The following is a 12,489-nucleotide window of genomic DNA, read 5'->3' on the forward strand; positions in this document are numbered from 1 at the left end:
GAGGCATGACAGAGGGGCAGCCGAGGGAGATCGTCGCAGCCGTGGGGCTCACGAAGCGCTTCGGCGACACCGTGGCGCTCGACGACGTGAGCTTCGTGGTCGAGGGGCCGGGGCTCTGCGCCGTGCTCGGGCCGAACGGCGCGGGCAAGACGACGTTGCTCGACCTCCTGGAGGGGCTCGCGGAGCCGACGCGCGGGGCGTATCGGCTCTTCGGCAAGGAGCCGCGGCCGTATCCGCGAAGGCGCGTGGGCGTGGTGATGCAGAAGGAGGCGCAGATCGAGCGGGTGACGGCGCGCGAGTACGCGGAGCTGTTCTCGGCGATCTACGGCGTGCGCGGGGGGCCTTTGCGGATCCTCGCGCGGGCGCGGCTCGAACATCGCGCGGAGACGGCCGTGACGCGGCTCTCGGGCGGCGAGGCGGCGCGGCTCTTCATCGCGACGGCCGTGGTGCACGATCCGACGCTCGTGTTCCTGGACGAACCCACGGCGCACCTCGATCCGGAGAACAAACGGATCGTGGGGGAGATGCTGCGCGAGCTCGCCGCGGAGCGGACGCTCTTCATGACGACGCACGATCTCCGCGAGGCGGACGCGCTCGCGGATCGGCTGCTCTTCCTCGTGGGCGGGCGCGTGCGCGCGAGCGGGACGAAGGCCGAGCTCGTGCAAGCGGTGCCCGAGGCGGAGCGGCGTGGGCTCGGGGTCGAGGATGCGTTCTTCCATTTCTGCGCGATCGAGATCCGCGAGGGCCAGGCGATCGGGCGCGGGGAGGCGACGTGAGCGCATTCTTGGTGCTCGTACGAATGCGGCTCCTCGACACGCTCCGGAACCGGAGCTCGGTCGGGTTCACGCTGGTCTTCCCGGTCGTGCTCCTCGCGGTGCTCGGGCTCGTGTTCATGAACGGGCACCCGTTCGAGCGGCGGTACGTGGCGGTGGTCTCCGCGGGAGGCGAGAGCGCGGCGATCGAGCGGTGCGTGGCGGAGCTCGGGGCCTTCGAGGAGGTGCGCGTGGGGCGCGAGCAGACCGAGGCCGAGGCGCTCGGGAAGCTTCGCGCGCGTATGGCGAGCGCGGTGCTCTCGGCCGCGCCGGACGGCGGGAGCGTGGTCCTGCGGGTGGGGATGCGTGATCGGATCTTCGGCGGGGGGCTCGCGGCGGCGCTGCCGGTCCCGGCGCGCCTCGACGTCGTGCAAGGCCCTGCGTGGGGGTACGTGCATTACCTGTTCCCGGGCATCCTCGCGTTTTCGGTGCTCGCGTCGGGCCTCTTCGGGATGGGGTATCCGATGGCCCTGTTCCGGCAGAATCTGTTCCTGAAGAAGCTCGCCACGACGCCCTTGCCGAAGGGCATATTCATCGCGGCGAACGTGGCGGCGCGGTCGTCGATCGTGCTCGTGCAGGTCGTCTTGCTGGTCGGGGCGGCGCGGCTGTTTTTCGATTTGCCGCTGAGCTTCGTTTCGTTCGGCTGGCTGCTCGTGATCTCGATGCTCGGCGTGATCACGTTCCTCGGCGCGGGCTTCGCGCTCGCGGCCGCGATCGACAACGCGGAGCTGCTCGTCGACGTGATCAGCGCGATCAACATGCCGATCGTGTTCCTGTCGGAGATGTTTTTCCCGCTGGAATCGCTGCCGCGGGTCCTGTCCACGGTGGGCGCGTGGTTGCCGACGACGGAGATGGTGCGGCTCTCGCGCGCGGTCTTGCTCTACGGGGTCACCGACGTGGCGAGCCTCGCCGGAGGCCTCGGGATGATGGCGCTCTGGGCGGTCGCGACGTTCACGATCAGCCTGATGACGTTCAAGTGGCACGCGTGACCGAGGGCGCGTCGTCGAGCGCCGCGCCGCGCCCGCGACGTGTGGAGGGAACACGATGCGGGCGCGGCGACAGGCGCGAGGGAGAGCATGGCAGATGGAGCGCGTCCGGGAAAGCGGGCGAACGGACCGAATTTGTCCGATGGCCGAGATATGTCCTCCCAGAGGCCGCCCTGCATCACGCGCGCGGGCGAGGCCGGCGCGCGGCGAGCAGGGATGCGGCGGCGAGGGCGAGGAGCCAGGCGGCGCGGGGAGGAGCGGGCGCGCCGGGGGACGCCGTGGTGCAGCTCCCGGAGAAGGCGCCGGATTGCGCGTCCTCGAAGGCCGTCCACTTCATGCAGTTCGAGGTCTTCTCGTCGCAGATGACGTCGTCGCCGGAGCAATCGTCCACGGACGCGCACGTCGCGAGGCAGGCGCCATTGCGGCACGCATACGGGGCGCAGCTCTGCTTGGTGCTGTCCGGGAGCTCGAGGATCTCGTCGTCGAGGCATTTCGTCGGCAAGCTGACGCAGGCCTTCATCTCCGTGTTGCACGTCGAGCCGAGCGCGCACGAGGTGTTGCTCGTGCAGTCCGTCTCGCACGAGAGATCGACGGCGTTGCAGTTGTACGGCGCGCAGTTGTTGCTGAACGACTCCACGCAATCGCCGGTGCCGTCGCAGGCGTACACCGTGAGCGTGGACGTGTTGCATTTCTTGTCGCAGCCATTCCCCGAGGGGTACGAGCATTGCTGCGCGTTCACGCCGTCACACGTGGCGCACGCCTCGCTCGTGCCGTTGCAGGCCGGGCGCGCCCCGTGGGGTTTGCCTTCGACCGGCGAGCAGATGCCGAGGCGAGGGCCGTCGCACGCCTCGCATTGCCCGTCGCAGGGCGCGTTGCAGCAGACGCCGTCGACGCAGAAGGAATCGTCACACGGGGTCTTCAGGTCACACGGCGCGCCGAGCGGCGTGTAGATCTCCGCGTCGACGAGGACCCCCGCCGCGCCCGTGCCGCCCGCGACGAGGACACGGCCATTGAGGAGCGTCGTGGCGGTGTGGAGCGATCGAGGCTTCTCCATCGACGCGGCCGCGCTCCAGCTCTGCGTGGCGTGGTCGAAGATCTCGGTGGTGTACGGGACGTCCTCGAATCCGCCGCCCGTGACGAGGATACGACCACCGGCCATCACGCTCGCCGTGTGGTCTTTGCGCGGGCGTGTCATGTTGAGGCCGGCCGTCCATTCCTCCGACCCGGGATCAAAGACTTCCACGGACTGGGCCGCGATCTGGCTGCCGCCGGCGACGGCCACGCGCCCCGAGGGGAGCCGCATGGCCGTGTGGCCCGAGCGCAGGCGGTTCATGGGGGTCGTTTGCTTCCAGGTTTTGGTGGACGGCTCCCAGATCTCCGCGGTCTGCGTCGGGCCGACGCTCTCACCGCCCGCGACGAGAATCCGATCCTCGTCGAGCAACGTCGCCGTGTGGTTGTACCGCGCTTGATGCAGGTCCCCGCCGGGCTCCCACGTATTCGTTTTGGGATCATAAATCTCGGTCGTGTTGACCAGCATGGAGGTTTTTCCACCGGTCACGAGGACACGCCCATCACTCAAGAGCGTCGCGGTGTGCAGCGCGCGCGGGAAGTTCATGGCTTTCGCGGGCGACCACGCCCCCGCCATGTTGGGACCGTTCTGCGGGGTGAAGATCTCGGCGGAGTTCGTCACATTGAGGACCCCTTGCAGGGTCGCCTTGCCGCCCAGCACGAGCACGCGGCCGTCCTTCAGCGTCGTGGCCGTGTGCCCGAGCCGGTTTTGGGTCATGGGAACCGTCGCGATCCACATCTTCAGGGCCGGGTCGAAGACCTCGGCATATTCCAGCGGGACTTCCCCGCCCTTGTCGCCGCCCGCGACGAGGACACGGCCATCGGGCAAGAGGTTCGCCGTATGCCGGTAGCGCTTCTGGGCCATGGCATCCGTCAGGGTCCACGCGGGATCGACGAGTAGCGGCGCGCGCACGGCCGTGCCCTCCCAGGAGAGGGTGACCTCGCATTGCCGCGCGCCCGGATCGACGACCGGGCGGTCCATCGGCCATCGTGGATCTGTGCTGATCTTGCAGCCCTCGACGGCGACGTTCAGCCACACGGTCTTGCCGTCGGTGTCCTTGGCCCAGGGCGGCGCCATGCGGAGGCGCGGCGCGCCGCCCGCGTCGAGCAGCTCCAGCGTTTTGCCCACGAGGCGAAGGCCGGCCACGTTCTCGCCGAGCGTGATCGTGTAGCGCAGCTCCGGGACGTCCGGGAGGGCGTTCCGGAAAAACACGTAATCCTCGGCGCCGCCCTCGGTCGGGTGGTGCACGATGTCGGCGACGCCGCGATAGCCCGCCGGATACACGACGATCCCCGCGCCCGCTTCCCCCGCGACCTCCCGCGCGCCCGCGAGCGCGACCTCGACCACGAGCCCGCTCGCCGGGTCCGCGACGCGAAATGCGCCGCTCGCGTGCAGGGGCAAACGTACGTCGGCCCGGGGCCCGGGCGAGGTCCTTGCACCGAGCGTATACGCGTCGTGAGCGAGGTGGAGGCGGATCGCTTCGGCGATCTCCACCGCGACACGCGCGTCTGAAGACGGAGCGGCCGCTTGCGCGGAGCGAGTGTCTCCCGCGCTCGGGGCGTCACCGCCCGCCGAGCACCCTCCACACAAACCCGCTGCGAGACCGAATGTCCACGCCGTGCGCCATTTCGTCCCCATGGTGACCTCTCTTGAAGGTAGGAAAGTCAGAATCGGTACGTCGCCACGAGACCGGGAGACACCACGAGGATCGAGGTCCCGGTCAACGTGTCGGAGTCATATTTGCCCTGACCATCCGTGCTCGCCTGCACATACCCTTGCTCGGGCACCCAGCTCGGAGGCTCGGGGATGAGAAGAACGAGGGCCGAGACCGAGAGGGCGACGTCGAGTTTGTCCGAGATGCGCATGCCGGCGCGGATTTCGGGCGCGATGTAAACGCCGAGCGCCGCCTGGGTCTCGGTGACCCGATCGACGGTATACGGCGTGCTCGCCTTGAGGCGCGTCCCGGTGGCGCTGGTCGGGTCGGGGACGTCCCGCGCGGTCGTGTTGTAAGTGCCGGAGCGGTCGTCCTGCACCGAGCCGAAAAAGCCGCCCGCGCCGAGGCGGAACGTGACGGGGAAGCGCTCGCCCACGGTGCGCGCGACGGAGGCGCCGACGTGCGCGCCCCCGAGGGAAATGACGTCGTTGGTGAGGCCCTTGTTGGCGGCGATGTTGCCGAAGACGTGCACGTCTTCGTCGGGCCGTTCCGTGAAGCTGCGGCGCACGAAGAGGCCGCCGACCTCGACGCCGAAAAGCCATTTGCGCCGGATTTCGAGGCCAAACCGGAGCATGCCGCCGCCCCCGAGCCCGAGCGACGCCGCGCAGGGGCCCGTGCAGCTCCCGTCGAGGCTGCCGCCGAACGTGGGGGCAAGCGCGAACGTGGCGCCGAGCTCGCCAAACAACCGCTTGTCGGCCCAGAATCCCGAGGGCGGAGGGATGGGCTCCAGGGCGACCGCGACGGCCTCGCGTTTGCCCGCTTCGAGGTCGACACGTCGCTCTTCGCGAACAAACCCATTCGCGGTGATCTCGATGCGATGGGAGCCGGCCCGGACAGGGCCTTCCCAGGCGCCGCGGCCGAGGCGGACGCCGTCGACGGAGATGTCCGCGTCCTTCGTCTTGGCCTCGACGCGCAGGACCGAGGGGAGCTCCTCGGCGATGAGCAGGATCGGGGTGATGAGGCTCGGGCGCACTTCGACCCGCGCGGGCTGGGTGCCGAGGCGTTTGTCACCGCGCAGGCTGACGAGGTGGTCGCCGGACGCGACGAGGCCACGCCAGGGCGTCTTGCCCACGGCCGCGCCGTCGAGGAGGACGTCCATCGAATACCCGGACGCCTCGTCGACCTGGAGCCAGCCGGCGAGCTCGAGCCGCGCGAGGACGGCGGGGAGCTTGGCCGTTTTGCCTCCAACGACCTGCAGCCGCGCTTCGAGCGTCTCGAAGCCAGCCTTGAAGATACGCACGGTGCGCTCGCCGACGGGGACGTGCATCGCGCCGGGGAGCGGCGTCGTGCCGCGGGGCTTGCCGTCGATCGAAATGGTCGCGCCGTCCGGGACCCCTTCGATGACGAGGTCGCCGACGAGGGGCCTCAGTTCGGCGATTTCGCGGAGCGCGACCTGCTTCTCCTCCTCGGTCACGCCCGGGAACGCGAGGAGCGCCTCGTTCATGTCGAACGCCTCGTCGAAGCGATTGAGGCGACGAAGGCAAAGCGCGGCGTTTTTCTTGGCGGCGCGGGTGGGGTAAATCGAGAGCGAGGTGAGGAACTCGGGGAGGGCCGCCTCCATGGAGCCGGCGTCGAAGAGCGCGAGGCCCTGCTCGAAATGCTTGCGCGCGTCGGCCTTGGCCTGGGCCTCGGCCTCGGCGGCGGGGTCGGGCGGCGGCGGAGGCGGCGGGGGCGGCGGCGGGAGCGGGCCGCCCTTTTTCATCCACGAGGGCTGCGGCTTGGGGTTGGTGGGTCCGCCCGGCGCATTTTGAGCGATCGCGGCCGTGACGAAGGTGGAGGTGAGCGCGACGGCGAGCGCTTTGCAAATCGGGGAGGGGAGGGCCGCAGAGCGTTTCATTCGAAGGTTCGCGCGGGCTGGGGATCTTTGGAGGGCGTCGTGGCCGTGGCCGTGGGCTTCGTGGTCGGATGGGCCGCCGTCGTGACCGGCGTGGTCGTGGGCGCGGGGCCTGCGGCAGGGGCGGCGGACGAAGGCGGAGACGTGGCCTTGGCTTTTGCGCTCGACAGCGCAAGCGACGCGACGTCGCCGTCGAGCGTGAGTTTGTGCGGCAATGCGCCATTCGCGGTGATCGCGACCTCGACGCGTGTCTCGTGGCCGTCCTTGTGGATCCGCAAGGCGTGGGTGCTGCCGAGCGCGCCGGAAATCGTGACGTATCCGTCCTGATCCACGGGGGCGCTGCGGCCATTGACCTCGACCTGGGCGTCGGGCGGGGTCACGAGGAGGCGCGCGGTGCGGAGCGCCTCGACGGGCGCGACGGCGGGCCCTGCTTGCAAGGAGGTCCCCGCGGGAGGCGCGGAGGCGCCTCGCGCCTCGGGGGAGGCGTCTGCGCCGGTGTTCGTACGGTCGCGCGTCAGAATGATCCCGGCGCCGATGGCCAGCGCGACGGCGGCGCCGAGCACGACGGGGACGAACCTGCGCGACGAGGACGCGCGCGCGCCGCTCTCCGCGGGTGAAAGCGTGCTCCGCGGGTCGGGCGTGGACGCGCGAGGCAACGAGGGGCGCTCGCCGCTGTCGGCCGTGATCGTCGGGGCGGCGAGGGTGACGTCGGTGCCGATCTTGTTCGTGCGCGCGTCGGCGGTCCTGCCGCTCGACGGGACGAACTCGCCGCTCGGGCGTGATCGCAAGGACGCGCGGATGCCGACGAGGAGGCCAAAGGCCTCGACGAGCTCGGCCATGCTCTGGAAACGCGCGGCCTTGTCGCGCGCGAGCGCACGCTCGAAGAAACGATCGACGGCCGGGTCGAGCGAAGGGACGATCGACGAGGGCGGCGGGGCGGTATCCGTGCAGATGGTGACGAGCAACTTGCCGATGTTCTCGGCCTCGTCGAAGGGGAGGCGGCCCGTGATCGCCTCGTAGAGGATGACGCCGATCGACCAGAGATCGCTGCGATGATCGACCTGCTTGGTCTCGCGGATCTGCTCGGGGCTCATGTACGAGGGCGAGCCGAGCATCATGCCGGAGCTCGTGGACGTCGCCGGGCCCGTGATCGTGACGTCCTTGGCGATGCCAAAATCGAGGACTTTGACGATCTCGTCGTCGCCGCTCCGCGCGAGGAAGACGTTTCCGGGTTTGAGGTCGCGGTGGACGATGCCGAGGTCGTGGGCGCGGCGGAGCGCTTTGCCGAGCGGCTCGAGGATGCGGTAGGCCTCGACGAGGTCGATGCGGCCGCTGCGCGCGAGGCGCGCGCCGAGATCCTCGCCTTCGAGCAGCTCCATCACGATGTACGGGGCGCCGTCCTCGACGCCGTAGTCGAGGACCTGCACGACGTGGGGGCTCTTGATGAGGGCCGCGGCCTTGGCCTCGCGCTCGAATCGCTGCCGGAGCGACTCGTTCGACGCGATGCTGCCATCCATGAACTTCACCGCGACATTGGTGTCGAGGAGCTGGTGGCGCGCGACCCATACGGCGCCCATGCCGCCTTTGGCGAGAGGTCGTTCGAGCCGAAGCTTGCCGCCGATGATGGCGCCTTCTGCGATGGACACGCCCCGACACTCCTCCCGCGAGCCCGACCGTGATCGGGCAAAATGAAGCCACCTGTGAGCATATCACGATCGTTCCAGCGGGCTCCATGGCAAGCTTCGGCGTGATGCGCGCGAAACGTCCCCATGCGGCCGGACTTCCCCGTCTTTTCGCGCTCGGGGCGCTCGTCGCCTGGGCTCTCGTGTCAGGTGGTTGTCGGTCGAAGGAGTGCGTGCCGGGTCAGCAGGTCGCGTGCGCCTGTCCGGCCGGCGTGCAGGGGACGCAGGTCTGCGACGACGAGGGGGCGCGGTTTCTGCCGTGTGTTTGTGATGCGCCCGCCGCCGCGCAGACGGCCGCGCAGGGCAGCGAGCCGCGGAGGCCGCGGCCGATGCTCGCGAAGAAGCAGATTCGTTGCGGGACAAATCTTTGCGAGACGGCGTGTTGCGCGACGTTCGAGCCTCCGTCGTGCACGCAGGATGGGAGGTCGTGCCCGCGGACGGCGAACGGGGAGGGCGTGATCTTCGAGTGCGACGGGCCCGAGGATTGCGGGGCCGAGGCGTGTTGCCTGATCCCGGGCGACCGGACGATCGCGGCCGTGTGCGTGCCCAAAGGCGAGTGCGCGGGGACGTTCACGCACCCGCGGCTCGGGACGACGGTCGCGCCGCGGGTGGTTTGCCACGCGAACCAGGACTGCGCGCTGTCCGAGATCTGCTCGACCGCGGGCGCCGTGGCGGGCATTTCGGTGTGCAAGTAGCGTCGAGCGAGCTCGCTCGCGGTTGTTGGCAACGGTCGGGGGGGTTGTCGACATGCTCGCCGGGCTCGTCGACAACGGTCGGGGGGGTTGTCGACATGCGCGCGGCGGTTGCCGGCAACGGTCAGGGGCTTGTCGACATGCGCGCGGCGGTTGCCAGCAACGCTCGGGGGGCTTGTCGACATGCTCGCCGTGGTTGCCGGCAACCGCCGAGGTCCTTGTCGACATGCTCGCCGGGCTCGTCGGCAACGGCCGGGGGCTTCGTCGACACAGATCGGGGAGGTCTTCGGCGCGCGGGTCGGGCAAGCGGGAGCGGCGGCGGACGCGGACTCAGAGATTCACGCAGTAGCCGAAATCGGCGCTCTGTCCGACGGAGAGGGTGCTGTTCCAGGAGACGCCGTTGAACACGAATTCGCTCCCTTCGACCTTGTGCACCACGTTCCACGAATTGTAGAGGGTGCCCTCCTTGGGGATGCGGAGGGTCCACGTGATGCTCTTCGTGTCCGTGTTCTTCAACGACACGTTCTTGCAATAACCCCCGTTCCAGCTCGAGTTCGGCGTGATCGTCACCGTCGCGTTCCCCCCGATCACCGTCACACCACCCGCGGGCGGCGGGGGCGGCGGGGGCGGCGGGGGCGGCGGGGGCGGCGGGGGCGGCGGGGGCGGCGGGGGCGGCGGGGGCGTGGTTCCGCCCTTCACCGTTGCAATGAACTGGTCATAACCGGAGACGTTCCCCGTTTGCGACAGAATGATGCTATCCACGCCCCAGCCGACGGCGGTGGCGATGTTCGACGCATTGAGCCAGGTCGAATCGACGTCGATCGGGCCGCCGCCGAACGTGTATGCGTCCACGATGATGAGCGGCAGGGCGAGCTGCTGCGTGATCTCCGCGTAGGTGAAGTTGTCGATCTTGCCCGCGGTGAACGGGAAGGGCTTGCCGGTGAGGCCCACGTAACCCGCGACGGTCTTGTCCCAGCCGGAGTAGAAGTCCGCGGCCGAGGTGGCCCATTTCGTCTTGCTCGGCGAGAACCACGGGCTGAAGTCGATGACGACCTTGCAGGTGGGGCAACCCTGCTTGATCGCGCCGAGGATGTTGTTCATGAAGCCGTTGGACTCGGCCTTCGTGAAGGCGTTTTGCTGGGCGTTCTCCGAGAACTGGAACCAATCCGGCTCGATGTGGATGAGCGCATTGCCGCCGCCGAGCGCCGCGTTGATCTTCTGGGCCGCGTCGAGGTAGGCGGGCACGATGTTGTTGGCGATGTTCGCCCGGATCCACGTCGCGCCCTGCTGGCAGAGGGGCGCCGACGCGTTCCCGTCGCAATCGTTGTTCGAATTGAGGCCCTTCTTCGTCTTCGCTGTCGCGATGTAGCCGAAGAGGTAGGGGGTCTTCCCCTTGGCGCGGATCTGTTGGATCTTCGATTGATGGGTGCTCGTGAAGCCGTTCTCGAGGAGCCAATCACCGACGACGACAAGGTCGACGTTGGCCGGACCCTCGGAGGGCGGATTCCAATTTTGATACCATTGCGGGGCGACGCCAAAGCGCATGCTCTGGGCCGAGAGGGCTTGCTCCTGCGCAAACGTTTCCGCGTCGTCGACCTCGAAATCCTCCCCGCCGCAACCAATCAAGGCGGCAGGGACGCAGAGGGAGACAGCGCTGAGCAGGGAAGCGAATTTCGTCATGAGGACTCTCCATGCCGCAACTCGCAGCGGCGCGGTCGGGTTCACGGGACGGGGGGGCCCGTCGATGTCAGGGCGTACTTGCAGGTTATGGGCCAGCCCTGGTCGCTCAGGAAGACCGCGGAAATCGCAGCGCTCGACAGGCTCGACCGATGCGCGGGTGATCGGATCGATCATGAGGGGATGAACGAATCGATCACCCCCACAGGCACGAAGCGGATCCCGCTCGCTCAGTCGAGCACCGAGAGGAGGATGGCCGAGGGGTGCTCTGGGTCGTGATGAATCGTTTGGTCCGCGCCGACGAGGCGCGTCGCCGTGGCGAGCGGCTCGCCGGTGCCGGGGTTGCGGGCGAAGCGCGGGTGCGCGCCGCTCGAGATCTGCACGCGAATGTGGTGGCCGCGGCGAAAGCGGTGCGCGGTGGGGGAGAGCTCGACGGTGATGGCCAACGTGCCGTCGGGCCGCGGCGCAGGTCGGCCCGGTTCGAGGCGCAGAATGCCATCGCACAGGTTCACGGAGCGGCCGGAAGGATCGACGTCGCAGAGGCGGACGAAGAAATCGGTATGCGGGACGCTCGATTGCACGAAGAGCTCGGCGGACACGGGGCCGATGACCTCGACAAAGCGCTCGAGCGGGGGGCTCGTGTACGTCACGACGTCGCGACGCGCTTCGAGGGCGCGGTTGTCCTTGGGCCCGCTGTCGTCGTTGAGCAGCGCGCCGCCCACGGACGGGGTGGGATGGGCAGGATCGTAGCGGTAATGGTCGGGCGGCGAAGCGGCGGGGGGCGCAGGGGCGAGGCCGCGGTTCGGCTGGAGATGATGGCGCTCGGTGCGGACGCCGGGAGGGGGCCAGCTCGGGTACTCGCGCCATTCGTCGGCGCCCATCACGTAGATACGCACGGGCGCCTCGCGCAGGAGGCTGCGATCGCCGAGGAGATGCGCGCGAAACCAGGCGAGTGATTCGCGCACGCTGGTCGAGAACACGGGCCTCGAGGTATGGGACCAGGGGCCGATCGTGAGGTACGGGGTCCGGCCCGCCGCGACGAGCGCGGCATAATCTCGAAGTTGCCAGGGCAGGAAGAGATCATAGAAGCCGCCGATGAACAGCACGGGCGCCGTCACGTCGGCCACGGCGCCGCTATGGTCCGCCGGCGCCCACCACGGGTCGCCCGGGGCATTGTGTTCGAGCCAGTCCTGGAAGAACCCGACGCGGTGACCGGTGGCGACGCGATCCGCCTCGTTGAGCGGGAGGTGCGCGAGGCCTTTTTCGAGCGAGCGGCGCAAGGTGAAGCGCCCGAGCAATTGCTCGTGGAGTGGTTTTTTCTGCTCTTGCATCATCTGCGTCCAGCGCAGCATGGTGTCGAGCGAGAAGCTCTCGCCGGGGTACTTGAATTTGCGGAAATCGGAGAGCGTGATCTGGGCGGACATGGCTTTGAGTGCGGGGCCGGCGTCGCGCGCGAGGGCCCATTGCACGTAGCCGAGATAGCTCGGGCCGAAGGTGGCGAGCTCGCCCGAGAACCAGGGTTGTTGCTCCAGCCAGGCGAGCGTGGCGCGGCCGTCGTCTTGCTCGTCGCGAAAGGGATTGAGCTCGCCGCCGGAGCCGAAGGTGCCGCGGCAGCTCTGGATGAGGACCGAGAAGCCGCGCTCCGTGAACGGGCGGGTGAGAAACGAGAAGAGGGGATTGCGGCGGCCATACGGGGAGCGGAGGAGAATGAGCGGGCGCTTGCGGGCGTCGCGCGCCGTATGGAGATCCGCGAGGAGGACCGCGCCGTCGGACATGGGCACGCGAAGATCACGCTGGACGACGATGTCGCGCGTCTCGGCGGGCGGGAGGTCGAGGAGCCATTCGAGGAGGTGGCTTGGGAGGGTCATGAAGTCGTTCACAGGCTTCAGGAAGACGCAGATCCGAGGAAGACGCAAGGCGGAGGCGGGAGCGTCTTCTCCATGGCAGCTGCGAGGATCTCCTCGGTCGCCCGCGAGCGATGCCCCTCCTGACGGCTGTAACAGAGGTGTATCTTTTCCGGTTA

Annotated in this window: 8 protein-coding genes; 3 read left to right on the forward strand and 5 right to left on the reverse strand. The window is 68.9% G+C overall.

Annotation, left to right across the window (positions count from 1 at the left end; translation table 11 throughout):
• Positions 1-5: 5 nt before the first annotated feature.
• Both QHF89_RS24745 and QHF89_RS24750 read left to right on the forward strand, forming a co-directional pair.
• Positions 6-776, forward strand: coding sequence for an ABC transporter ATP-binding protein (locus QHF89_RS24745; protein ID WP_284720910.1), 771 nt, complete (start codon positions 6-8; stop codon positions 774-776).
• Positions 773-1,801, forward strand: coding sequence for an ABC transporter permease (locus QHF89_RS24750; RefSeq protein WP_136967810.1), 1,029 nt, complete (start codon positions 773-775; stop codon positions 1,799-1,801). Before QHF89_RS24745 ends, QHF89_RS24750 begins: the two co-directional genes overlap by 4 nt.
• A gap of 175 nt (positions 1,802-1,976) precedes the next feature.
• Here the strand turns inward: QHF89_RS24750 and QHF89_RS24755 are convergent, their stop codons facing one another.
• The 3 genes from QHF89_RS24755 to QHF89_RS24765 form a co-directional block, all read right to left on the reverse strand.
• Positions 1,977-4,361 (reverse strand): Kelch repeat-containing protein, encoded by a 2,385-nt coding sequence (locus tag QHF89_RS24755; protein WP_136967811.1) that lies wholly within the window; start codon positions 4,359-4,361, stop codon positions 1,977-1,979.
• A 170-nt stretch (positions 4,362-4,531) separates the two neighbouring features.
• Positions 4,532-6,418, reverse strand: coding sequence for a PEGA domain-containing protein (locus tag QHF89_RS24760; protein ID WP_136967812.1), 1,887 nt, complete (start codon positions 6,416-6,418; stop codon positions 4,532-4,534).
• Entirely contained in the window at positions 6,415-8,061 is a 1,647-nt protein-coding gene (locus QHF89_RS24765; protein WP_136967813.1) for a serine/threonine-protein kinase, read from the reverse strand. The genes QHF89_RS24760 and QHF89_RS24765 overlap by 4 nt, the downstream gene beginning before the upstream one ends.
• A gap of 104 nt (positions 8,062-8,165) precedes the next feature.
• Here QHF89_RS24765 and QHF89_RS24770 point away from each other — a divergent pair, with 104 nt between their 5' ends.
• A complete protein-coding gene (locus tag QHF89_RS24770; protein WP_136967814.1) occupies positions 8,166-8,792 on the forward strand; it encodes a hypothetical protein in 627 nt (208 codons plus the stop codon).
• A gap of 327 nt (positions 8,793-9,119) precedes the next feature.
• Here QHF89_RS24770 and QHF89_RS24775 read toward each other — a convergent pair whose 3' ends face one another.
• Both QHF89_RS24775 and QHF89_RS24780 read right to left on the reverse strand, forming a co-directional pair.
• Positions 9,120-10,469 (reverse strand): cellulose binding domain-containing protein, encoded by a 1,350-nt coding sequence (locus tag QHF89_RS24775; protein WP_136967815.1) that lies wholly within the window; start codon positions 10,467-10,469, stop codon positions 9,120-9,122.
• Between the two features lie 227 nt (positions 10,470-10,696).
• The gene (locus QHF89_RS24780; protein ID WP_136967816.1) at positions 10,697-12,334 is read right to left on the reverse strand and encodes a CocE/NonD family hydrolase; all 1,638 of its coding nucleotides are present in this window, start codon (positions 12,332-12,334) and stop codon (positions 10,697-10,699) included.
• Between the last annotated feature and the right edge of the window lie 155 nt (positions 12,335-12,489).

Source organism: Polyangium sorediatum (assembly GCF_029946465.1).
Classification (GTDB): Bacteria; Myxococcota_A; Polyangia; order Polyangiales; family Polyangiaceae; genus Polyangium; species Polyangium fumosum.

Excerpts from the sequence above, each read along its gene's own strand:
- QHF89_RS24760 (WP_136967812.1), bottom strand. The coding sequence starts at position 6,418 with ATGAAACGCTCTGCGGCCCTCCCCTCCCCGATTTGCAAAGCGCTCGCC.
- QHF89_RS24770 (WP_136967814.1), top strand. The coding sequence starts at position 8,166 with ATGCGCGCGAAACGTCCCCATGCGGCCGGACTTCCCCGTCTTTTCGCG.
- QHF89_RS24745 (WP_284720910.1), top strand. The coding sequence starts at position 6 with ATGACAGAGGGGCAGCCGAGGGAGATCGTCGCAGCCGTGGGGCTCACG.
- QHF89_RS24780 (WP_136967816.1), bottom strand. The coding sequence starts at position 12,334 with ATGACCCTCCCAAGCCACCTCCTCGAATGGCTCCTCGACCTCCCGCCC.
- QHF89_RS24775 (WP_136967815.1), bottom strand. The coding sequence starts at position 10,469 with ATGACGAAATTCGCTTCCCTGCTCAGCGCTGTCTCCCTCTGCGTCCCT.